The organism is Reichenbachiella sp. 5M10 (assembly GCF_002742335.1).
Taxonomy (GTDB): Bacteria; Bacteroidota; Bacteroidia; order Cytophagales; family Cyclobacteriaceae; genus Reichenbachiella.
Genome location: NZ_MDGR01000007.1, coordinates 915,620 through 937,521 on the forward strand (window position 1 = coordinate 915,620; position 21,902 = coordinate 937,521).

Annotated in this window: 26 protein-coding genes and 1 other RNA gene; 12 read left to right on the top strand and 15 right to left on the bottom strand. The window is 44.9% G+C overall.

Annotation, left to right across the window (positions count from 1 at the left end):
• Positions 1–26: 26 nt before the first annotated feature.
• Positions 27–281 (bottom strand): GxxExxY protein, encoded by a 255-nt coding sequence (locus BFP72_RS19425; protein ID WP_369824009.1) that lies wholly within the window; start codon positions 279–281, stop codon positions 27–29.
• Between the two features lie 93 nt (positions 282–374).
• Between BFP72_RS19425 and BFP72_RS19430 the strand changes: the two genes are divergently transcribed.
• Positions 375–632 (top strand): hypothetical protein, encoded by a 258-nt coding sequence (locus tag BFP72_RS19430; RefSeq protein ID WP_369824010.1) that lies wholly within the window; start codon positions 375–377, stop codon positions 630–632.
• A gap of 53 nt (positions 633–685) precedes the next feature.
• On the opposite strand, the gene moaA is transcribed toward BFP72_RS19430, so the two are convergent.
• Positions 686–1,690, bottom strand: coding sequence for a GTP 3',8-cyclase MoaA (gene moaA, locus BFP72_RS03850; RefSeq protein WP_099597858.1), 1,005 nt, complete (start codon positions 1,688–1,690; stop codon positions 686–688).
• Between the two features lie 10 nt (positions 1,691–1,700).
• Entirely contained in the window at positions 1,701–2,057 is a 357-nt protein-coding gene (locus BFP72_RS03855) for a hypothetical protein (RefSeq protein WP_099597859.1), read from the bottom strand.
• A gap of 103 nt (positions 2,058–2,160) precedes the next feature.
• Between BFP72_RS03855 and moaD the strand changes: the two genes are divergently transcribed.
• Positions 2,161–2,403, top strand: coding sequence for a molybdopterin converting factor subunit 1 (gene moaD / locus BFP72_RS03860; protein WP_099597861.1), 243 nt, complete (start codon positions 2,161–2,163; stop codon positions 2,401–2,403).
• Between the two features lies 1 nt (position 2,404).
• Complete coding sequence (locus BFP72_RS03865) at positions 2,405–2,815, top strand: molybdenum cofactor biosynthesis protein MoaE (protein WP_099597862.1); 411 nt, start codon at positions 2,405–2,407, stop codon at positions 2,813–2,815.
• 5 nt (positions 2,816–2,820) lie between these two features.
• Here the strand turns inward: BFP72_RS03865 and BFP72_RS03870 are convergent, their stop codons facing one another.
• On the bottom strand, positions 2,821–3,957 hold the full coding sequence (locus BFP72_RS03870) for an NTP transferase domain-containing protein (RefSeq protein WP_099597864.1): 1,137 nt from the start codon (positions 3,955–3,957) through the stop codon (positions 2,821–2,823).
• Positions 3,950–4,468 carry a cyclic pyranopterin monophosphate synthase MoaC gene (gene moaC, locus BFP72_RS03875; protein WP_255397151.1) on the bottom strand — a complete coding sequence of 173 codons (519 nt, stop codon included), beginning with the start codon at positions 4,466–4,468 and terminating at the stop codon, positions 3,950–3,952. The genes BFP72_RS03870 and moaC overlap by 8 nt, the downstream gene beginning before the upstream one ends.
• A gap of 20 nt (positions 4,469–4,488) precedes the next feature.
• Here moaC and BFP72_RS03880 point away from each other — a divergent pair, with 20 nt between their 5' ends.
• The gene (locus BFP72_RS03880; protein ID WP_099597867.1) at positions 4,489–5,694 is read left to right on the top strand and encodes a molybdopterin molybdotransferase MoeA; all 1,206 of its coding nucleotides are present in this window, start codon (positions 4,489–4,491) and stop codon (positions 5,692–5,694) included.
• On the opposite strand, the gene BFP72_RS19110 is transcribed toward BFP72_RS03880, so the two are convergent.
• Positions 5,681–5,821, bottom strand: a complete 141-nt coding sequence (locus BFP72_RS19110; RefSeq protein ID WP_158233267.1) for a hypothetical protein — start codon at positions 5,819–5,821, stop codon at positions 5,681–5,683. The two genes, BFP72_RS03880 and BFP72_RS19110, sit on opposite strands and share 14 nt — an antisense overlap.
• 132 nt (positions 5,822–5,953) lie before the next feature.
• The gene (locus BFP72_RS03885) at positions 5,954–7,477 is read right to left on the bottom strand and encodes an FMN-binding glutamate synthase family protein (RefSeq protein ID WP_099597868.1); all 1,524 of its coding nucleotides are present in this window, start codon (positions 7,475–7,477) and stop codon (positions 5,954–5,956) included.
• 143 nt (positions 7,478–7,620) lie between these two features.
• Here BFP72_RS03885 and BFP72_RS03890 point away from each other — a divergent pair, with 143 nt between their 5' ends.
• Genes BFP72_RS03890 through BFP72_RS03900 form a run of 3 tightly spaced genes read left to right on the top strand, consistent with a single transcriptional unit; the run spans position 7,621 to position 9,746 of the window.
• The gene (locus BFP72_RS03890) at positions 7,621–8,178 is read left to right on the top strand and encodes an RNA polymerase sigma factor (protein ID WP_255397152.1); all 558 of its coding nucleotides are present in this window, start codon (positions 7,621–7,623) and stop codon (positions 8,176–8,178) included.
• A complete protein-coding gene (locus tag BFP72_RS03895) occupies positions 8,168–8,716 on the top strand; it encodes a hypothetical protein (protein WP_099597872.1) in 549 nt (182 codons plus the stop codon). Before BFP72_RS03890 ends, BFP72_RS03895 begins: the two co-directional genes overlap by 11 nt.
• On the top strand, positions 8,697–9,746 hold the full coding sequence (locus BFP72_RS03900; RefSeq protein WP_099597873.1) for a hypothetical protein: 1,050 nt from the start codon (positions 8,697–8,699) through the stop codon (positions 9,744–9,746). Before BFP72_RS03895 ends, BFP72_RS03900 begins: the two co-directional genes overlap by 20 nt.
• Here the strand turns inward: BFP72_RS03900 and BFP72_RS03905 are convergent, their stop codons facing one another.
• From BFP72_RS03905 to ffs, 3 genes are all read right to left on the bottom strand, one after another.
• Positions 9,747–10,457, bottom strand: a complete 711-nt coding sequence (locus BFP72_RS03905) for a cell division ATP-binding protein FtsE (protein WP_099597875.1) — start codon at positions 10,455–10,457, stop codon at positions 9,747–9,749.
• Positions 10,458–10,459: 2 nt separating this feature from the next.
• The gene (locus BFP72_RS03910) at positions 10,460–10,663 is read right to left on the bottom strand and encodes a fructose-6-phosphate aldolase (RefSeq protein WP_099597876.1); all 204 of its coding nucleotides are present in this window, start codon (positions 10,661–10,663) and stop codon (positions 10,460–10,462) included.
• 26 nt (positions 10,664–10,689) lie between these two features.
• Positions 10,690–10,787, bottom strand: an RNA gene (ffs, locus tag BFP72_RS03915) — signal recognition particle sRNA small type.
• 131 nt (positions 10,788–10,918) lie between these two features.
• Between ffs and BFP72_RS03920 the strand changes: the two genes are divergently transcribed.
• The gene (locus BFP72_RS03920) at positions 10,919–11,773 is read left to right on the top strand and encodes a hypothetical protein (protein ID WP_099597877.1); all 855 of its coding nucleotides are present in this window, start codon (positions 10,919–10,921) and stop codon (positions 11,771–11,773) included.
• A 72-nt stretch (positions 11,774–11,845) separates the two neighbouring features.
• Here the strand turns inward: BFP72_RS03920 and BFP72_RS03925 are convergent, their stop codons facing one another.
• A complete protein-coding gene (locus tag BFP72_RS03925; RefSeq protein WP_099597879.1) occupies positions 11,846–12,745 on the bottom strand; it encodes a sugar phosphate nucleotidyltransferase in 900 nt (299 codons plus the stop codon).
• 206 nt (positions 12,746–12,951) lie between these two features.
• Between BFP72_RS03925 and BFP72_RS03930 the strand changes: the two genes are divergently transcribed.
• Both BFP72_RS03930 and BFP72_RS03935 read left to right on the top strand, forming a co-directional pair.
• Positions 12,952–13,263: a hypothetical protein gene (locus BFP72_RS03930; protein ID WP_143519928.1), complete on the top strand. Its 312-nt coding sequence runs from the start codon at positions 12,952–12,954 to the stop codon at positions 13,261–13,263.
• A gap of 29 nt (positions 13,264–13,292) precedes the next feature.
• On the top strand, positions 13,293–13,568 hold the full coding sequence (locus BFP72_RS03935; protein ID WP_099597881.1) for an acylphosphatase: 276 nt from the start codon (positions 13,293–13,295) through the stop codon (positions 13,566–13,568).
• Between the two features lie 6 nt (positions 13,569–13,574).
• Here BFP72_RS03935 and BFP72_RS03940 read toward each other — a convergent pair whose 3' ends face one another.
• Positions 13,575–14,126, bottom strand: a complete 552-nt coding sequence (locus tag BFP72_RS03940) for a hypothetical protein (RefSeq protein ID WP_099597883.1) — start codon at positions 14,124–14,126, stop codon at positions 13,575–13,577.
• A gap of 201 nt (positions 14,127–14,327) precedes the next feature.
• Between BFP72_RS03940 and BFP72_RS03945 the strand changes: the two genes are divergently transcribed.
• Together BFP72_RS03945 and BFP72_RS03950 are read left to right on the top strand one after the other, a co-directional pair.
• Complete coding sequence (locus BFP72_RS03945; protein WP_099597884.1) at positions 14,328–16,868, top strand: TonB-dependent receptor; 2,541 nt, start codon at positions 14,328–14,330, stop codon at positions 16,866–16,868.
• A gap of 18 nt (positions 16,869–16,886) precedes the next feature.
• Positions 16,887–18,041 carry a hypothetical protein gene (locus BFP72_RS03950; protein ID WP_099597885.1) on the top strand — a complete coding sequence of 385 codons (1,155 nt, stop codon included), beginning with the start codon at positions 16,887–16,889 and terminating at the stop codon, positions 18,039–18,041.
• Between the two features lie 380 nt (positions 18,042–18,421).
• Here the strand turns inward: BFP72_RS03950 and BFP72_RS03955 are convergent, their stop codons facing one another.
• The 3 genes from BFP72_RS03955 to BFP72_RS03965 are packed head-to-tail and all read right to left on the bottom strand — an operon-like array spanning position 18,422 to position 21,861.
• Positions 18,422–19,894, bottom strand: a complete 1,473-nt coding sequence (locus BFP72_RS03955; RefSeq protein WP_099597886.1) for a tol-pal system YbgF family protein — start codon at positions 19,892–19,894, stop codon at positions 18,422–18,424.
• Between the two features lie 37 nt (positions 19,895–19,931).
• Entirely contained in the window at positions 19,932–20,714 is a 783-nt protein-coding gene (locus BFP72_RS03960; RefSeq protein ID WP_099597887.1) for a zinc ribbon domain-containing protein, read from the bottom strand.
• 7 nt (positions 20,715–20,721) lie between these two features.
• The gene (locus BFP72_RS03965; RefSeq protein ID WP_369824011.1) at positions 20,722–21,861 is read right to left on the bottom strand and encodes a Nif3-like dinuclear metal center hexameric protein; all 1,140 of its coding nucleotides are present in this window, start codon (positions 21,859–21,861) and stop codon (positions 20,722–20,724) included.
• Positions 21,862–21,902 lie beyond the last annotated feature (41 nt).

Below are 21,902 nucleotides of genomic sequence, written 5' to 3' on the forward strand. Positions count from 1 at the left end.
GGCTAAGTTTTAAAAATAAGTTTGCCCTAGCTACTCACTTGAGTCAGACCATCCATCAAGGGTTGGGGGCTGAGTTGGCAACCATGACGAGTGCCTACAATACCAAAAAACTGGCGTCTAAAATCAACGGTGCATTTGACGAATCGAGTAAGTTGTCTCTGGCGCATATTTCGGAAGACTTGGTAGGCTTTGATTTGAACGACGAGAAGTCTTTTGACGAGCATGTCAACATCAAGCTTTGCATCAAGGCAGGATCCCATAAGGGACATGCGATTTTTCATATCCCTTCTTTTGTACCCAACAATGATATAGAAGTGCCTGAAGGTGCGACGAATTTTAAAATAGCGGCACGGCTCGTTTCTGTATCGGACTATATGCGCAAATCAGATGCTTTCGAAATGATTTCTCCAAATGCAGATGGCAAGCGAGGGAGTTTCCAGTCACCAATGTTGCCGATACTCAAAACCTCCACCCAGCCGATGACTTCTCAGTTGAGGTTGATGGAGAGCGGGCCATTGTCTCAAAATGCTGCCACCGTGCTAGTGATCGGAGTGAAGTTTTATCAATATGAGGAGAAAAGGTTCGTGCCCATGGAGAACGAAGCAATGATTTCAATTCGAAAAGTATTTTAATATCCTACTTCGTATGAGGTTGGGTATAAGGATGAAGTGTCCAAAGGTTTAGATCAACCTCCAATCGTCGACATAGATTCGGTGATTTGTCCGCCCTTTTTTCTTTTGGCTTCTGCCAAAAATCCATTTTTTTCCTTATGCTTGACAGTTGATACTAGGGCGTTTTTTAACTGTTCGTCCGAATAGCCACTGCGTATCAAGTTTTTGATGTCCAACACTCCCTCATCGTAGAGACAGTTTTTGATGGAGCCAGTAGCGGTCAATCTTAGACGGTTGCAAGTCCCACAAAAGGAGCGGCTAAATGCAGCAATGATACCTACTTTGCCAAGATGGTCGTCGATGAGGTAGTCTGTAGAGGGGGCATTGGCATCAGTGACGATGGGGGTCAGTGTACCAAAACGAGTACTGAGTTCTTGTAGGATTTGTGTGGCCGTCCAGGTGTTCTGCATGTCGGTTGATCCGTTGAAGGGCATCTCCTCAATGAATCGTACACTGATGTCATGCTCACGAGTCAGTGCTGCCATGTCTATGATTTCGTGCGTGTTTTTGCCTTGCATCACGACCATGTTGATTTTGGTTTTGATTCCCCGGTGGATGAGACCATGGAGGGTGTCAAGCACACGATCGTATTCGTCACGTCTCGTGATTCGACGAAAGTTATCTCTGTCTAAACTGTCAAGACTTAAGTTGACGTGATCTATACCAATTTCTTGTAATTCGTCGAGGTAAGGAAGAGTCAATACCCCATTGGTAGTGAGGTTGAGAGATTGGATCCCTTCGGTGTTTTTGATGTTGTGGAGTAGGCTTGTGAGATCCTTTCGGAGAAATGGTTCTCCTCCAGTAATGCGTACTTTGGTCACTCCAAGTTCCGCAGAGAGTCGTGTGAGCCTTAGAATCTCTTCGTAGGTCAAAAGTTCCTTTTTGGGAAGGTACTGTATCCCCTCTGCTGGCATACAGTAGAAGCAGCGAAGATTGCAACGATCGGTCACAGCGATGCGGAGGTAGTCCATTTGTCTGCCCCATTGATCGGTGAGTCTTGTTTGGCTGCTAGCTGACATCTGGATATATCTAGTGTGTAGCGAGAGGGTTAGGAAAACTGTCTGACTCGTCTTCGTTGGGCCTTTTGTGCAAACACTGAAAGTCTTTTTCCACCAATACACTTGTTTCGGTTTGACCCTCATTATCAAAGCCAACTTCTTCTGGTGACAGCCATTTGTCAGCGATGTGTATAGGTACTGCGACTGTTATTTCGTTGTGTGAAAGACTTGCTTGGACGTCATTAACTTCTGCCCTAGAGAGGGTATAGGTGAGCGTCTGTGTGCCAAAGTGGGTTTGCGCGCTGACCTGACCAGTCTCTGCGAAGGTGTCTACTTCGGTCTGGCTGAGTCTGAGTCGAATGGAATTGTTTAGTATTCTCAATTTCATTCTCAAAATTACTTCTTCTTTGACCTTCTATGAATCAAATCTAGTTTTTAATTGTGTTTGTACTCTAATTAGACCTGTTATCTTTGGAGTCAAATCTATACAAATGAGAGTAAGTGTTTTGGCTTTTGGGATCGCTCGGGATATACTCGGGACACGTACGCTGGATCTAGATCTAGCCACGGGACAGACCGTAGGGACTGTAGTGGCTGAGTTGATGCAGCGCTACAATGATTTAGCCAAATTGTCGTCCATGCTAGTGGCGGTCAATGAAAGTTATGTACCGGACGATTATGTCGTCAAAGAAGGGGATGAACTGGCGATTATACCACCAGTAAGTGGAGGGTGAAATGATTCAAATTACAGCGCAGAAAATAGATGTGGCTTGGCTCATGGAGCAAGTGGAGGATGACCAAGCAGGGGCAATCGACGTGTTTGTGGGTACAACCCGCAACAATACCGATGGAAAGAAGGTTGTCAAGTTGGATTTTGAAGCCTATGAACCGATGGCTCTCAAAGAACTACAAAAGATTGTAGACCGTGCTTCGTCACGATGGTCTATCCTTAAATATGCGGTGGTACATCGTGTAGGGGTCGTGGAGATAGGAGACAAAGCAGTGGCAATCGCTGTATCTACGCCTCACCGTGAGGATGCTTTCCTTGCGTGCAAATTTATCATTGACGAACTCAAAAAGACGGTTCCCATCTGGAAAAGAGAGGTGTTTGAAGATGGTGATGTTTGGGTTGCCGCACACCCTTGATTTCTTTATTTTAGTTCATGGATGGCTTGTTGGTATTCTTCAGGCGTATTTACATTCCGTAAGACGGAGGCGTCTTTTAAATGGACCAATTCGATATCCGTATTGATCAGTACTTTTCTTGGGCAAGAGTAGCCCTGAGCCAAAAAAGCCAGCATGTATGTATAGGCTTTGGGTTCCCATATCGTAACGAGAGGCTCTGGAAAGTCCGTGTCTGGGTTGTAGAAGGCGGTAGCGACTTTGGAGGTGTTTCTTCGGGTGATGAGTTGCTGGATGATTTCTTCGGTGAGGAAGGGTTGATCACAAGCTGTCACAAGCCAGGCTGCGTCAGGATGCTCCCGAAAAGCCGATAAAATTGCCCCATATGGCCCTAACCCCGTAAAACTGTCTTGGATACTTTCAGTGTCTGCCGCTTGGTCTTCTCGGATGGCATAGTAGGTCTTGTCGGTGTACGGGTGGAGTAGTTGGTACATGTGTTGTTTTTGGCTCTTGCCGTGATAGTCAATGAGACTTTTGTCACGTTGCATACGTTCGCTTTTGCCCCCTGATAGTACCAAACCATGCAATACGGGGCTGTTTTGGGCTACAAAATTTTTGACCCATTCTGCCAAAGCTGTAAGGTTCTCCACATCAAAAGCAGGAAGGTTTGGAAGGTTAGGGTTGTGTTTGAGTAGGTAATCTGGGATGACGTGTTCTCCTTTTTGAAATATGATGGCACGGACGTCTGTCAGTTTGTGGAGTTTTTTTTCGAGGGACTTGCGTGAATCAATGATGAGAATTTGACAGGCTGCCTCGAAGTGGTTGCCGTTCACTAGAACTAGGTCTTGGTCTTTGAAGATTTCTTTCTGTGTCCAAGGGTTAAGTAGAGCGAGGGTTTCGATTTGGTGGTAGCCTATTTTGTCTGTGAATGCCAATTGATTGCCAGTAGACAAGTTGCTCTTAGCGAGAGGAGTCTCTTCGTCGGCATTGTGGTGATCTGCATCGACATAGGCGATGTTTGATGTTGGAGAGAGTACGTGGTGGAGGTGCGCTACGATATTTTTTATTGCTCCACAGGGGGTGCCTAGGAGCGATAGTTCGGTTCTTGCATATACACCTAGCTTAGGTTTGGTGATTTTGGCGTGTTTTTGATGTTTTTTACTCATGGTGCTGAAAATCTTTTTTGCCCCCAGTTTTGGAGATGAGTCGTGTTTCTTTGATAACTATGTCGTGAGAGAGGGCTTTGCACATGTCGTAGATCGTGAGCGCAGCGACACTAGCACCTGTTAGCGCTTCCATCTCGATCCCTGTTTTGGCCTTTACACTGCAGGTACATAGGATGACGATTTCTTTGTTTTTAATCTCAATGACAAGATCACAGCCATCCATGCCAATCGGGTGGCAGAGAGGGATGAGTTCTCCGGTTTTTTTTGCAGCCATAGTACCTGCGATGATGGCGGTATGAAACACGGAGCCTTTTTTGGACTGGATATCGCCTTGATCATCGATTTGAGATAGGATTTCATCAGATACTGTGACGATCGATCTGGCGGTGGCTGTACGTAGGGTGATTTGTTTTTCGGAGACATTGACCATGGCAGGGGCGTTGTGGTCATCGATGTGCGAAAGTCCTTTGGTATCCATGATTACAAGGGGGAGAAGTGTTAATTTTAGCATCAAAATTATAATATCATCGGATGATTAGTGTCGAAGAAGCTAGAAATATTATTGCTGTGCAAGCCGTGCAATGGGGGCAAGAGTCGGTTCCATTATCGGAAAGTTTGGGTAGAGTGCTGGCTCAGGATGTGTATGCTGATCGAGATTTTCCTCCATTTGATCGAGTGACGATGGATGGAGTTGCTATCCGTTATGAGGATTATCAAGCTGGGCAGCGGGAGTATGAGGTGATCGGTACGCAGTATGCTGGGGAAGAGCCGATGGCACTAGTGGGGAGCAACCTCTGTATAGAAATCATGACTGGTGCGATGTTGGATAGGACAGGTGATGTGGTCATTCGCTACGAAGATGTAGAGTTTGTCACCTTGGAGGGGAAGAAAATAGCCAGGGTCCAGGACGAAGCGGCTTTCCAATGGAAGAATGTACATCGTCAAGGAAGTGATCAGTATATGGGCGAACTTCTCATGAAGGGTGGCCAGCCAATTCATACAGGTACTCTAGCCCTATTGGCTACTGTCGGTTGTCAGCGAGTAGAGGTTCATACATATCCCAGAATAGCAGTGATTTCTACCGGAGACGAACTCGTAGAGGTGGGAGAAGAACCGAAAGCTTATCAAATACGGAAGTCCAATGTGGTGATGATAGAGGCGGTATTGAGACACTTGGGGATTGAGTGTATGACGTATCACCTCACCGATAACAAGGAGGAATTGAGGGAGCGGTTACCAGGGATTTTGAAGGGGTTCGATGTCCTATTATTGAGTGGAGGAGTATCTAAAGGCAAGGCAGATTACTTGCCAGAGATACTTGAGGAGTTAGGTGTGGAGAAGAAATTTCACAAGGTAGCGCAGAGGCCTGGTAAGCCATTTTGGTATGGAATACAGGAGGGAGTTTCGGTGTTTGCTTTTCCAGGCAATCCGATATCTGCGATGATGTGTTTCGAAGTGTATTTTCTGCCTTGGATGCGTCGATTACTGGGACTGGGGAGAGATTTTCCTTTTGCCACGCTGACTGAGGAGGTGACATTCAAACCTGATTTGGGGTATTTTCTACAAGTGACGATGAAGATGGTCAATGGAGAAATGTTGGCTCATCCTCAAGGAGGAAATGGGTCAGGTGACTTGGCCAATTTAGGCAAGAGCACCGGGTTTCTATATTTGCCAGCAGGTCAAGATATTTACCCAAAGGGGGGACGATATGTTTTTGTTCCTTTTAGTCCGCTTTAGCGAAGGTGTTGGGCTTGGAGAAAGGGTTGTAGGTGAGGAGGTTTTCCTTGCACCCCAAAAAACTCAGAAACAGGATGTAGAAAACAAAACTGATCACGAATTTCACTTGTTTTTTTATTGATTTCATATCTGGATGAATAGGTGTTGGTCAGAGCTATGCAATACTCCTGCCAAAGTTGGTTTGGATAGAAAACAATAACTTTTTTCAAATCACTGGCTTTAGAAATTCAGCTGTCTGATGTATAGAAAACAGACTGAATCAAACAAATTCACCTATCTTGACTTGAGGGTAAATCTCAGCGTAAGTTTTGATTTTATCTTGAGAGACACGTCGATAGACATGGTGTCTTTTGATTTTATGCGTTGAGTTGACACCTGTTGCCCCCATGAATTCGACAAAACTCTTGACTGTCTCGCTATGAAACTTGGCTGTACGGTTGATTTTGTCTTCTACATCTAGTCCTTTGATCAAGTGGTTTTTCTGAGTAGCAATACCCGTTGGGCAATTGTTGCTGTGGCACTCAAGGGCCTGAATACAGCCTAGTGAGAGCATCATGCCTCGTGCACTGTAGCACGCATCTGCTCCGAGTGCAAACAACCTAAACATGTGGAATCCTGTCAGTATCTTGCCTGATGCAAAGAGCTTGATGTCTTTGCGGAGATCGTATCCTTGTAGTGCGTCATGTACAAATGCCAACCCATCTCGCAATGGCATCCCAATGCTGTTAGAAAATTCTAGTGGGGCCGCTCCTGTGCCTCCTTCTCCGCCATCGACTGTGATGAAATCTGGTTTGATGCCTGTGTTTTGCATGGCGATGCAGATGTCTGTAAACTCTAGTTTGTTGCCGACGCAAAGTTTGAAGCCTATGGGTTTGCCATCAGACAAGTCTCGTAGTTTTTGGATGAAGAACATCATTTCTTCTACATTGGTGAATTCCTTGTGTGTAGGAGGGGAGTCGACTCGAGTGTAGGGCTCTACACCTCGTATCTCTGCAATCTCCGGGGTGTTTTTTTCAGCAGGGAGTATACCTCCATGTCCGGGTTTGGCACCTTGGGATAGCTTGATTTCAATCATCTTGACATTGTTGAGGAGAGCTTTTTCTCTGAATTTCTCTCCGTTGAACGAACCGTCTTCGTTGCGGCAACCAAAATGCCCTGTGCCAATCTGCCAGATGAGATCTCCACCATACTTGAGGTGGTAGGAGCTGATGCTGCCCTCGCCTGTGTTGTGCGCGAACCCTCCTTTGCTTGCTCCTCCATTGAGGGCCAAGATGGCGTTTTTACTCAATGCACCAAAGCTCATTGCCGAGATGTTGAATATACTCGCACTGTATGGTTGTTTGCAATCTGGTCCACCCACGAGTGTACGTGGGTGTGGATCTAAGTCTTCGTGATTGAGAGCCATGATGGAGTGATTGGCCCATTCGTATCCTGTTTGGTATACGTTGATTTTGGTCCCAAAAGGGTTGGTAGAGAGTGCTCCCTTGGCTCGCTGGTAGACGATCGATCGAAACATCCTATTGATAGGTGTACCGTCTGTTTCTGATTCAATGAAGTATTGGTAGATTTTGGGACGAAGGTCTTCCATCAAATAACGCCCAACACCTAAGACGGGGAAATTTCTTCTCAAAGTGTGTTTGTGTTGAAACAAATCGTAGATGCCTTGGAGGATCAGTGGGAGGATCACTATCAACGACCAAAGGATTGGAGGCCAATACAAATAATAGGTAATGCCTACGGCTACAAGCGATAAAATAGAAAAAGCGATAAACTGTCTTCTCATGTCGGGAGAGGTTAGATTCAATTTTGATCAAATTAGTAAAAAATCGTGTGTACTTTATCATTTGAAAGAAAAAGTCAGAATTGTTTGGCCTAATGCAACTCTTTCGATTTTGTCTGGTCATTGGTATAGAATTTCGAAACTTTTTGAAGGAAACTAATCATCATAGGGAGCTCCATTTTGAACTGATAGAAGGTGTGCGTAGACAAGAGCGGTCAGCGCAACATCGGATCTATCAGCTGTATGCCAAAGCCATGCTCAATACAAGCTACCGTATTGTCTATGATCTTGCTGAGGCAGAAGATGTGGTGCAGGAGGCTTTCGTCAAGGCATTCAGTGGTATAGATCAATTCAGAGGAGATGCTTCGTTTGGTTCATGGCTCAAACGGATTGTTGTAAATGGGGCACTCAATGTCCTCAAAAAGCGAAAGGAATTGTACGGTACGAATGAAATCGAGGAGGATTTGGCTGAGGAGACATCAGAGGTATGGGATGGTCTCAGTTTGGAACAGATCAAAGCAGCGATAGCTCAACTGCCTGATGGGTTTCGAGTGGTGTTTTCTTTGTACTTGCTCGAAGGCTATGATCACAAGGAAATTGCTCAAATATTGGATGTGACCGAGTCAACGAGCAAGTCACAGTATAAACGTGCCAAAGACAAATTGAGAGAAATACTAAAAACGATGTACAACTATGAAAGATAGACTGGAAAAATGGGTTGTAGAGCATCGGAATGATTTCGATGACTTAGAGCCACGATCTGACTTGTGGGACAGGATCGCAGGAGACATGGAGAAACGAAATGCCGAGTCGATTCCTCTCAAGAAATATGCCTGGGTTTGGCAGGCTGCTGCGGTAGTTTTTGTTTGTGTGACCTTAGGGCTTCTTGTAGAGCGTAGTTTGAAACAGCCGATCGATGTGGCGGGTCCAGTCGAGGTGGAGCAAGAAGATATACAGGAGGTCGAGAGATATTATACCGCACTCATTCAGGAGCGAAAGGCTGAGATACGTTTGGTGATGAGTCAATCTGATGTGATGGATGAGCAACTGCTAGATGATTTGGATGATCTAGATCTGATGTACGCCGAATTGAAAAAAGATCTGGCCAAAAACCAGAACAATGAGAAATTGATACATGCGATGATTCGCAATCTTCAACTAAGAGTCGAGATTCTAAATAAGCAATTGAAGATTTTGGATCAGCTGATTAAATACGAAAACGATGAAAATATCACAATATAAAGTAATTCTGTTGGTTTTTGTGCTCTTTGTGGGGGCAGAAACTCATGCAAAGAATAATGTGGAAAAGGTCCGTAGAATACAAAAGACGTACACGGTCAAGGACTTTGTGAAACTCAATATAGAAAATAGTTTTGGGAAGGTGCATGTCAATTCGACCAGTGGTCATACGATCGATGTGAAAGTGGAGGTAATTGCACGGCGCAAAAATGAGGAGAGAGCTATGGAGCTCCTTGATATGATCGAGATCGAGATCGACGAGAGTAGCGATGAGATTTCATTCAAAACAGAAATAGATGGTAAGCTAACGAGTCGTAGTTCTGAGAGTTTTGAGATCAACTATATGGTCAGTATGCCACGAATCAACCCTCTTCAACTCAAAAATAGTTTTGGGAATGCCTACGTATCGGATCGAGAGGGGGACGTAGCGTTGGAGATCCGCTACGGAGACGTGAAAGTAGAGAAGCTCAATGGGGATGCGAAGGTAAAAGTGTCATTTGGCAATGGAGAGTTCAAGTATGTAGCGAAGGGCGATCTAGAGATCAAGTATTCGGATGTGTCGTTTGAGCAATTGGGTGTAGTGAGGATGGAGCAGGGGTTTTCGGACGTGGAGATTGGTCGTGTCAAGACTATGGACCTGACAAGTAAGTACGGTGAGGTAGATATCCAAAGTGTGGATGGGATCAAGGGCTATGTTGGTTTTTCTGATATGACCATCGAATCCTTGGGGATAGAGATGGTTATGGAAGCATCTTACTCAAGTAGTTTTGAGGTCGAACACATCGCTCATGATTTTCAGCGCATTGAACTTCAAGGGAAGTTCACTAGTTTCGAGTTGGGGTTCGACGAAGGGGCCAACGGTACTTTTGAGGCACGGGTTAAGTTTGGTGATATTGACTATTCGAGTACCAAGATGAATGCATCGTACCGTGATCACTCTGATGCGAGATCGGAGTACAAAGGAAGCATTGGAAGCGGAAAGGGTGGGGAAGTCAGGGTTGAGACTAGCTATGGCAATATAGAACTGAGGTAATTAGTAGTGGCTGTTCCAGTTGAACTCATCCTTGGCTGAGTCGAGTAGTTTGCCTTCTTCACATTTGAGTATACGTGCTGGATGATCATCGATGAATTTGTGGTTGTGAGTAGCCATCATGATGGCTGTGCCACTTCGGTTGATCTCGGTAAACAACTTGAAAATCCCACTGGATACCTCGGGATCCAGGTTGCCTGTAGGCTCATCAGCAAAGAGTATGACTGGTTCGTTGAGTAGCGCACGGGCGATGACGACACGCTGTTGTTCTCCTCCTGATAGCTGGTGTGGCATCTTGTCTGCAGCGGCGCCTAGTCCTACGCGCATGAGTACTTCGGCCAACCTTCCTTTCATTTTGATGCGGTCTTTCCAGCCAGTTGCCTTCATGACAAAGATCAAGTTTTCGGTAACCGTACGATCAGGAAACAATTGAAAGTCTTGAAAGATGATTCCGATTTTTCTACGCAGGTAGGGGACTTTGTTGGCTTTGATTTTAGAGAGGTTGTGTCCCGCTACTTCGATTGCCCCCGTATCGAACCCAAGGTCAGCATAGAGAGTTTTCATGAGCGATGACTTGCCACTACCAGTACGGCCAATGAGGTAGACGAATTCTCCTTTTTCTATTTTGAAATTGATGCCGCTGAGTACTGTGTGGTTTTCTTGTTTGATGTCAGCTTCACTGACTTCTACTACCGGGCGACTATCTATTTCCATACTTAGAGGTTTAAAAGTTGAATCTTTCCGTAGGCAAGGGTGTCTATGATCTGCTTCAATTGCTCCTCCTTGCCTTCTAGACCGTATTTTTCAAGTTTTTTGAGTGGGCGATCTGCACGAAAATAGGCAATTAGTACAAAATCTTCATCCCTGAGTTGGATATAATCCGGAATTTTTGCCTTGCCTTTGATTTTGATGATGTGCATTCAGAAGGGGTGTAGTATCTGAAAGAAAAGTGGCAAACCAATATCGCACCGCTACGACTACCTACCCTTGCTTCCTTCCGGCCCTGGGGGAGTTCGATAGGAGCTGGTCGTATCGATTTGCCGCTGCAAAACTAGTTGGATTTTTTCTGTAAACAAGGATGAGTGAATTAATTTGTTAAATATTATACGAACAGGAAACCTAAACGTTAGTTGCATGTCTTTAGGTCAATTTATTGTTTCAATTTTCACATATCTATGAAAAATCATCTACTACTAACCGCCGTACTTTTTGTTTTGGGTTTACCTGCTTCTTTCGCTTCTTATTTTCAGCAAATTGATGTGAAAAGTGATACGGTGTCTACTGCTCAGGTGCAAGAAGTGCAACCCGAACCTGTAAAACCTGTTCAGACTGCCCCGGCCGTGGAGGAAGTAGCTGTTGTGCCAGAATCGGTCGTAGCAGATACTGCCTCGCAGGAGGCCATAGTGGTACAGTACTATCAGACCGAAGAGCCCAAAGAAGAAGGAGAGTCGGCTGAAAAAGAAGATAAAATGGAGAAGAAGGATGAAATTCGAACGATTTCGGGTTCTAAAAATCAGGGTGGAGGATATGGTGGGGTAGGCGTCAAGATCTCTTCATTCAACAAAGAGTCATTGGCCATGCTGGGGGTTCGTGGTGCATGGGTGATCAATCGAGCACTAGCTTTCGGCGCAGATATTTGGGGAGTGATCCCTACGAGCGAGTACAACAGTATCCCTAACCTTGGCGTGTCTCAGGTCAACCTTGTCGGAGGATATGGTGGGATTATTTTGGAGCCAATAGTGCTCTCCAATCAAGTGATACATGTGACGTTTCCAGTGTCTGCTGGTGCGGGGTGGTTAGGCTATGTGCCGGATATGTATAGCGATCTCAATAGTGGTGACCTACTCGATGATGATGTTTTTTGGTATGTGGAGCCAGGAGCTGCTGTGGAGTTGAATTTGTCGCGAGCCTTCCGGTTAAATTTTGCTGTCTCTAAGCGGTTTACGCAGGATCTGCGTCTGATTGGTACAGAACATGATGAGTTTGACGATTGGAATTATACACTCATGATGAAAATAGGGCGGTTTTAGCCATTATCTATACGACATAAGAAGGGGCCATAGTTTGACTATTGGCCCTTCTTATGTCGAAATCTTGGTTTGTCAACCCCAAAGAGGGGAAGGGTAATCTCCTGCTTTGACAGATTGCTGGATCGATGCAGCAGCGTGGTCCTTGTCTTCTTTGTATGTGACACCAAACCACTTGGCGTCCGAATGCAACAAATCGACTTGGATCATGTTTTTTTTGATCATTTGATCGATGACCGTAGGGATTTGAAATTCGTCTTTGGAGAGGTCCTTAGTTTGTTGCAAGAATACTTGAAACTGTTGGTTCATTTCCTCAAACAGGTTGTTTTGGAAGCCCCAGAAGTTCATGGAAGCGTATCCTTCGGTGATTTCTGCTTCTTGTCCATCTTTTCCTTGACAGTATATTTTACCTTCTTTGGCATAGATGCCGTGCGTCTCTGTGATGGAACTAAGTTTGCCCGCTGCATCACCGATAGATATGCCACGAGATACTGTGCCGTTGAGTGAGAGGGTGTTTTCTAGATCATAGCCTACCATGCTGTATTGGTCATCTTGCTGATGAGTGGAGAGATAGTCTGCCATGGTGCGATAGGCTGCAGCGCCATAGAAATCGTCGGCATTGATCATTGCGAAGCTACCGTTTATGAGTGTCTCTGCACTCATGATGGCATGAGCAGTGCCCCAAGGTTTGAGTCGTTTGGCTTGTATCTCGGCAGGTATCATACTGGTGTGCAAGTCTTGGTAGGCATAGGATATTTTTTCCTTGACCCCCGCCATTTTGTGGACGAGGTTCATGGTGTCTTCTTCCACGTCTTTGTTGATGACGAGTACGACTTGGCCAAAGCCATGGTTGAGTGCATCGTATATGCTGTATTCCATGATGGTTTCACCATGTGGCCCCATAGGGAATACCTGTTTGGCTCCACCAAATCTGCTGCCTCTACCGGCTGCCAATATGAGCAAAGTGGGTTTCATTCAATTTTAATTTTAGAGTTTGAGTACGCAATGATAAGAACTTTCTGACTAAAGAAAAGCTGGCAAAGTTTTAGCTAGTAGGAGCAGTCGGCAGGTTGCTTCAATCCCTTTTTCTCTAGGGAGACTAGGTACTAATCTGTGTATTTTTCGTTTATTTGTAAAATCAATCATTCAATATGAGGCTTTTCACCCTAGTAAGTATTTTCTTGTTATTCCTATTGACCACAGAGCTTAGGGCTCAGACATCTCGAGATTCGGAGAGGTCTAAGTCTTCGTCAGAGGCGAAGTTTTCTCAAAGCAAGAAAGGAGCGAAGCAGGTTTTTCGTAAGCAAGAGGATCAAGCGCTCAAAGATTATGAGGCGTTGATGAAGCAAAATAAGAAGAAGTACAAGAAGCAAGCGAAAGAAATGGAAAAGCCTCAATACTCCGACCCTTCGTATTTTGGTCACAAGCGCCCACCCAAGAAGCGACCTGTGGGCAAACGAAAAATGTGTAAAGAGTGTGGGATCAAGCACTGACCGAGGGGTAGTAAAGGCCAATGTCAAGTATGGAAATAGGGAAATCAATCATCGTCAAAGGCAAAGTGCAAGGGGTGTTTTTTAGAGCCTCTACATACGAAGTAGCTGAGCGACTCGGCCTGACAGGATGGGTCATGAATCGACCAGACGGCAGTGTAGAGATTGAAGCTCACGGTGACGTTGCTGATTTGGCAGAGTTGGTGGTTTGGTGCGGGACGGGCTCAGAGTTTTCGCATGTGGAGGAGGTAGTGGCAAGTGATTTGCTATACGAACCATCCTACGATACCTTCGAGATTCGCTACTAGCATGGCCTAGGCCACTTTCTTCTTTCTTTTTTGTTGAATTACTACCTTTTTGATGCCTTTTCGTGTCAAGACTTTGATCTCAAAGTGCTCATTGATCATGGCCTTGACGGAGTTGCGCACGAAAACCAGATTGCGGTGGTCGTCATTGAATACGGTGAGTTGCAGGATAGCTTTGACAAAAGAAGGGGTGTTGGTCAGTGTGTCGACCCATTCTTCAAAGGTTTTCTTCCATTCGCTGGCATACTTTTCTTCTTGAGACGATCCGTCCCATATGATTTCCAACTGATTGTCACTGTTTTTGTATCTGTAGGTCACACATAGGTTGTCATAGATGCCTTTGATCTCATCGAGATTGTGGTAAGGGTAATCCATGATTTTTTGGTACGTGTCATCGACGAGACCTAGAGGATTGAATAGGTCGGTGTATTTTTCAATTGTTTTCGCAACGAACACGTTGGCTAGCTCAGTGAAGTGAACCTCTTGTGCTGCTTTGAGTATGACATTTTTGTCCTTCTCAAAGCTCTGTTGTAGTAGTTCGTCTGTAATAATGTAATACACCTATGTATGCTTCTGATTGCGGGACAAAATTAGGAATCTATCCTGCTAATAAAAAATTAACGTTGAGGTAATTTTTAGGGTGTGTTTTATCAGTTATGAATATGTAAAATTGCGAACTGAAACATTTAGGAGGATTATTCAACGACGGATAGCCTAGAAACTTATAAATTGTTTCTTTAAAACTACTACAACATTTAAACTATGAAGAAAACATTTTTACTACTATTATGTTTAACATCCATGACGGCTTGGGCTCAAACGGGAGCGATCTCAGGTCAAGTCATTGATGAAGAATCTGGGGAGGCTTTGATAGGAGCGACCGTGACGATTCAGGGCACTAGTACAGGTGCAGTTGCAGACGTAGCGGGCGAGTTTACCCTCGAAGGTCTGGATTACGGTTCGTATACCGTGTTATTCAATTTCGTCGGCTATGCCGAAAAAAAGCAAACAGTTGAACTCAATAATTCTGTTCTACGCCTTGAGCCTGTAGCGTTGAACTCTTCATCTATTGGACTAGAGGAAGTGATGGTCTTGGCATCCGTAGCGGTAGACCGACAGACTCCAGTTGCTGTGTCGACAGTCAAAGCAGCGCAGATTGAGTCTAAGATTGGTAGCCAGGAATTTCCTGAGATTCTGAAAGCAACACCAGGAGTGTATGCAACCAGAGCTGGTGGAGGTTTCGGTGATGGACGTGTCAATGTCCGTGGATTTAGTGACGAAAACGTAGCGGTGTTGATCAATGGTGTGCCGGTCAATGATATGGAAAACGGCCGTGTGTATTGGTCGAACTGGGCAGGGATCATGGATATCGCTCAAAATGTACAGGTACAACGTGGATTGGGAGCTTCTAAGATCGCTGTGCCATCTATAGGAGGGACAATCAACGTCGTGTCCAAAGCATCAGATAGAGAGCAAGGTGGCTCTTTGTACATGGCGACTGGCAACAACGCCTACTCAAAACTGGGGTTGACCTTGTCGACTGGTTTGACAGACAAAAACTGGGCGGTGACTCTCTCAGGATCAAGAACTCAAGGCGATGGTTTCGTCAAAGGTACAGAGTTTTTGGGCTACTCATACTTCTTGAACGTAGCAAAGAAAATCAATAAAAAGCACGAGTTGGTATTTACCGCAGTGGGCGCGTTGCAAAGACACGGTCAGAGACAAAACATGCAGTCTTTGTCTACGTTTGACGCCAGTCCTGACGGTATCCGATACAATGCGGATTGGGGATACAAAAATGGTCAAGTGGTACATGTAGAAGATAACTTCTACCACAAACCACAACTTTCATTGAACCACTACTGGACGATCAATCAGGATACGGAGTTGGCGACATCTGTCTATGCTTCGTTTGGTTCTGGTGGAGGTGGAGGTACAGGCGGACCTGACTTTGTCAAAAACAGAGTAGGCGGTACCTATGGCCCGATCGATTTGGATTACTTGGTAGATAGAAACGAAGCGACTGTAGATGGCAATGCTTTGGCTTTCTTGAGAGCTTCGCGCAATGATCACAAGTGGTACGGTATCTTGTCTACTTTGACCAAGGATCTCGGAAATGGATTCTCTGTCATGGGAGGTGTGGACGGTAGATTCTACCAAGGTAAGCACTATCAGGAAGTTACCGACCTATTGGGTGCTGACTACTACATCGACGGTAGTGATGAGAATAATCCAAATAAAGTGGTCAAAACTGGAGACAAATTTAGCTACTACAACGACGGTCTCGTTGGTTGGGGTGGAGTATTTGGACAGGTAGAATATAAGAAAGAAAAACTCTCTGCATTTGTCACAGTCAATGCTTCGAATACTTCGTACAAGCGTATCGATTATTACAACTACTTGGATTCTGATCCAGAACAAGAGACAGATTGGATTAGCTTTTTCGCTTATGGTGTCAAGGGTGGAGCAAACTACAACTTGACGGATAACCACGGTGTGTATTTCAATGTCGGATATTTTCAAAGAGCACCGTTCTTTGACGGGGTATTCTTGAACTTCCAAAACGATATCAACGAAGATGCAGTGAACCAAAAGGTGATCAGCTACGAAGTAGGCTATAACTTCAGAAGCTCTAAGTTCAATGCGAACTTGAATGCTTACCGTACACAGTGGAAAGACAGAACCTATACGGCTACCTCTAATCAGCCAGATGGTACCGTTATATTTGGTAACCTGCTTGGGGTAGATGCATTGCACCAAGGGGTAGAACTCGATGCAGTTTTTGAGCCTTACGCAGGTTTGAGATTCACAGGTATGATCTCTATCGGAGACTGGAGATGGCAAAATGACCTAGAGAACGTAAATCTTTACGATGAGGAGCAAAACTTGATCGAAACGGTCAATATATTCATCAAAGATGTACACGTATCGGATGCGGCGCAGACTACAGCAGCTCTCGGAGTACAGTACGAATTGTTGAAAGGCCTCAGATTCGGAGTGGATTACAATTATGCAGCGAGATATTATGCGCAGTTTGATCCGACTTCTAGAGAGTCAAAGGATAGCGATGGTAACAACATCGATTCATGGGAGATTCCTGCGTTTGGATTGGTTGATTTGAACTTGACCTATGATTTTGAGATCGCTGGCTTCAACTCTTCGCTCTACGGTAACGTCTACAACGTAGCGAATACCAAATATGTATCGGATGCCAATGATGGATCAAACCATGATGCAGCATCGTCTAGCGTGTACTATGGAGCAGGGACTACTTGGAACCTCGGATTGAAAATGAGATTTTAATAGAAAAGAAAATTAGAGATGAATAAATTCAATATATATACCCTCTTTTTGTTGGCACTGACAATGTGTTTTGCCTGTGATCCGATGGAAGATGATTTGGAAGAGATCAATGCTTCTAGCTCAGGTTTTGTGAAGGATGTGACGTATACGTTGACCGAGGATGATTATGATCTGATCAACGATGAATGTGAGTGCACAGGTTATGGAACTTTCAGTACAGAAGACGAGGCAAAAGAGTATGTGCCGTTTGCTTTGAATAGTGCATTTCCAGCCTTTGGTGCTGGGTCATCTGCAGTGGTGACTTACGCCTTGTACCATGGTAGTTCGCCAGATTTGAGAGGCGATTACAATGCGTACACTGTGACAGATGCAGAGTACGCCGAGCTTGGTTTTACATACGGTAACTTCAGCAACTTGACTGCTGATATTCCTAAGTATGCGACTTACAAACAGCCGGATGCTGGAGATGGTGACTACATGGATATAGAGCATGCTTTCTATAGCTCTAGTACGGGAGCAGTGCCTGATACGACGAGTAGAGCAGGTTATACGGTAGCGTATGGCTGGATGTATGCGGAGATATTGCCTGACAATGTGTACGGTGATTACTTCGGCGAAAGTGGTATTGATTTTAGCAACGAGGACGAGGGAGTTGAGAAAATTCCAGTTTACCTCAAGGATACCTATAAATTCGTCAACGAAGGGGATCGTAAGTTGATCCAATTCAATTATGACAATGGTGAAGATACAGATCCTACGACTCCAGCTTTTGTGATTTACGAGTTTGATGGCATGGATTGGATCTCATATGGAGCCGCATTCCAGACAACTGACGTAACTTTGTCTTTTGGCAAAGTGGGAGATACATGGGTACCTGACAACACAATCAAGTACACATTGTCTGGAGCTGATTTTACAGTCATCGGTACCAATACGGCTGAGAGCAATCCTGGTGGATCAGCGAGTGTACTTCAGTACGGTAACTTTGATCTATCGCTATGGTCGGAGGAGCAAATCATCGCTGCACTCAACGAATTTATGTTGGATAGCAGTACTTTCATCAAAGAGGTGGATCAGAAATATTTGATCACATATGCGACCTACAATCCTGCGGGAGCGAGTGACATCCTGTTGATATATGATGGGGAAAACTTCGTGAAGGTAGAGGAGTAAGATTCAGAATGAATAACATAAAAAAAAGGGACACGTCAGTGTCCCTTTTTTTTATGTTTGATTTTTTCGGAAAGCTAGCGTTTGGCAAGTCAAGCTTTTTTAACCCCTGGCCTTGGGCGAAGAGGTTAAGTGTCATGTACCCCCCCCCAGATTAGGCGAAGTTTGGGGGTTGGTAATGGTAAGTTTTGGAAAAGGTAACCTGTCCTAGATTGATACCATAGGATACGAAGATCGCGATGACTGTCAGTAGGGCAGCCTATTTGACAACTCACCGTCCAGTGCTAAATAATGGTTGCATACCCAATCCAAGAAGGGGGGGCAGTAGGTCATCGTGTTGAGCAGAAGTGATTATTGAGTCAGGAGGCTACCGAGCTGGTCGGTTATAGCAAAGCCAATGCTGCTTTGGCTTTGTAGTCGATGTCTTCTTTGTATTTATACTTGTTGTAGGTGAAGACCTTTCGGAAGTAGTATTCGGCTTTTTCGGTGTCCTGTCGGGCTTGGTAGATATAGCCTGTTTGTAGGCAGGCCGATGGAGCAAAATACCAGTTTTCTTTCCCAGATTTTTTGATTGTATTGAGGTAGTTGAATAGTGCATCCTCTTCTTTGCCCTCTTTGTCGTAGAGTCTACCGTAGCGGTAGAAGTATTCTGCTTCGTCGCGTTCGTTTTTGATGCTCTCTTGTTGGATGTTTTTGAGTGTGCGGTGTGCCAGCGCAAAGTAGCCGCCATCTGTAGCGAGCCGAGCTTTGATCAAGTTCTTGTTTGGGTAATGGTCGTTGGCTAGCAGGTCCGCGGCATTTTTGTCTGCGGCGACTATCGTGCTGCCTGTTTTTTTTGCTTTTTGCCAATGTACTTCAGCAATCTTGTCTTGTCCCTCTAGCCAGTAGGTGAGGAATATCTTGAACCAAGTGTCCTTGACGAAATTGCTTCCTTTTTGACGATTGAGAAACTTGGAATAATTGAGTCGCGCCATAGCGTACTGCTGCTTTTGGATGTAGATCTCCCCGAGTTTGTAGTAGATGTTTGGGATGGAATAGTAGCTGCTACCTACATAGTTGAGCCGAGTGAGGGAGGCTAGAGCTTGCTCACTTTTGGCATATTTGATCAGAGCGATGTTGTAAAAGTAGTTGACGATCAAATTGTCCTTGTTCTTGCGCAGTAGATCGTCGAGAATCTCCATGGTGACCTCTTCTTGGTTGATGATGTTGAGTGCGATGAGGCTCTTGGTTAGGTTTGCTTCGAGCCAGTAGGGGCTATTTTCTTCAATTTTGGACAGCTCGTTCCATCCTTGGATGGTACTGGACTTGAGTCCAAAGAATTTGAGAATCCAGTGGTAGCTTTCGGGTACGACCGAAAAGAGTACATGCAAGGTCCCTAGAGATTTGTAGTTGGGTGAGAAGTCAGGGTACCGCTCAAGGTTGTCTTCTATGTCGCTGTAGGCACTTTTTAGTGCCCAGCCCGCACGGATGTCATCCTGAAACATCGTTTTGACGATAGCCCATTGTATCTTGATCTCTGCCGAATAGAATCTTTTGTAGGGATCGTCTCCTTCTAGCTCGTCGATTCCATCCAAGTGGTCTTCTTCACTGTCCTCGTATTTTTTGAACAGTCGGGCATCTTCGGAGACGAGAATCTCTAGCACGTCGGCGAGACTCTGAGTATAATGGTAGTGGCCGAGCTCTTCGTGACTGGGGATGATGGATTTGAGCTTACTCCTTCCCGAATTCAGCTTGAGTTTGAGGATGTCCTGGTACGCCGAATAGATTTTGGGATGTTGGTCTATGGATTTTTGAGCTATGAGCTCTGTACGACAGGTCCAGCAGAGTAAAAACAAAAAAAGGTGAGCATAACTCACCTTTATATTTTCAATATGTCTGCTTACACAGTTCAAATTATGCTTTCTTCTTAGCCGCCGTTCTTCTTGTTCTTGTAGGCTTCTTTTCTTCAACGATCACATCCTCTACATCAGAGAGGACTCTGCCACAGTGCTCGCACACGATGAGTTTTTTCTTCTCCCGGATTTCTGCTTGCTTTTGTGGAGGCACGACGTTGAAACATCCGCCACACGCGTCTCTTTTGACAGGGACTACTGCAAGGCCGTTTCGCACGTTTCCTCTGATTTTGTTGTAGGCGGTCAAAAGTCTTTCTTCGATCTGACCAGATGCCTTTTCTCTGTTTTTCAAGAGTTTCTTTTCTTCTTCTTCGCTCTCGGCAGTGATATTGTCTAGTTCACCTTTTTTGTTGTCCAAGTCTTTTTGTCTCTCCAAGAGGGCAGATTTGGTGTCCTCGATTTCGAAGTTTTTAGACTCGATTTTGGCGTGAGCTTCTTTGATTCTTTTTTCGAGAATTTGAATCTCTAGTTGTTGCAATTCTACCTCCTTGGTGATGGCATCATACTCACGGTTGTTTCTCACGTTCATCTGCTGCTCCTCGTATTTTTGAATCAGTTTTTCTGAATCTTTGATGGCAGTTTTGTTGTTGGTGATCGACAACTCTAGTTCTTCAATAGCACTGTTGTGGTTTCCCACTCTTGTTTCGTACCCTGCGACCTCATCTTCCAAGTCCATTACCTCTTCTGGCAATGCACCTCGAACCTTTATGATTTCGTCAAGTTTAGAATCTATTGATTGTAATTTAGTGAGAGCTTCAAGCTTTTGCGCTACAGTACTTTCCATGAATTTTCTAAAAGTATTTAACCGGATTTGTGTTCTCCTCGGAGAAATTGAGTGCAATATTACCCAATTTTTCTATTAAAAAATCATAAATTAATTCTTTTGTAAAGACTTCACTTTCATAGTGTCCGATATCTGCAATGAGTATTGAATCCTCTGCATCGAAAAATTCATGGTACTTGAAATCTCCTGTCACAAATACATCAGCGCCAGCGCTTTTGGCTGATCTTAGTAGGAAGCTACCCGCTCCTCCACATACTGCTATTTTCTGTATTTGATCGCGGTGGATCGCGGTGTGTTTGATCACCGAGAGATGGAATGTATCCTTGAGGTGTTGCAAGAAGGCGGTACTGCTCATCGGCTCGGTGAGCTGACCGATCATTCCTGAACCTACTTCTTGGTGGGTGTTACTGAGCTCTGTGAGGTAGTAGGCTACCTCTTCATAAGGGTGGCTTTTTTGTAGCGCACGTACGATTTGGCTTTGAAGGTGTCGGGGTAGGAGTACCTCGATACGTGATTCTGCAGCTGTACTGACCTCTCCGGCTTGTCCACTGTATGGATTGGCCGAAGCATTGGGACGGAAGGTACCTGTGCCTTCGACGGTGAAGCTGCATTGGTCGTAGTTGCCGATGCTGCCTGCTCCTGCTAGATACAGCGCTTGAAGTACTGCTTCGCGGTGGTCCAGAGGTACGAAGCTCGTGAGTTTGGTCAATAGGCCGCTTTTGGGAGCAAGGATACGGGTCTGATTTAGCCCGATTAGGTCACAGATCTTTTTGTTGACACCGGTGTGTACATTGTCGAGGTTGGTGTGGATGCTGAACAATGCGATATCGTTTTTGATGGCCTTGATGACTGTTCGCTCAACGTAGTTTTTGCCGGTTAGACTCTTGAGACCAGAGAATACGATTGGATGATGCGAAACGATCAGATTGCAGCCTTTGGTGATGGCTTCTTCGACGACTGCTTCCGTGCAATCAAGAGAGATGAGTATGCCTGTGATTGCTGTATGAGCGTCACCGACGATCAATCGGGAGTTGTCGTAGGATTCTTGATAGGCAGGAGGGGCCCATTGGTTGAGGTGTCCGATTACTTCACTGATCTGCATGTGTTCGGGATTTGGTTCCAATACTTGATTAAACTTAGGGGTCAAAACTAAGGTTTTTTACCGTCCAATATGAATATTTTTGCGAC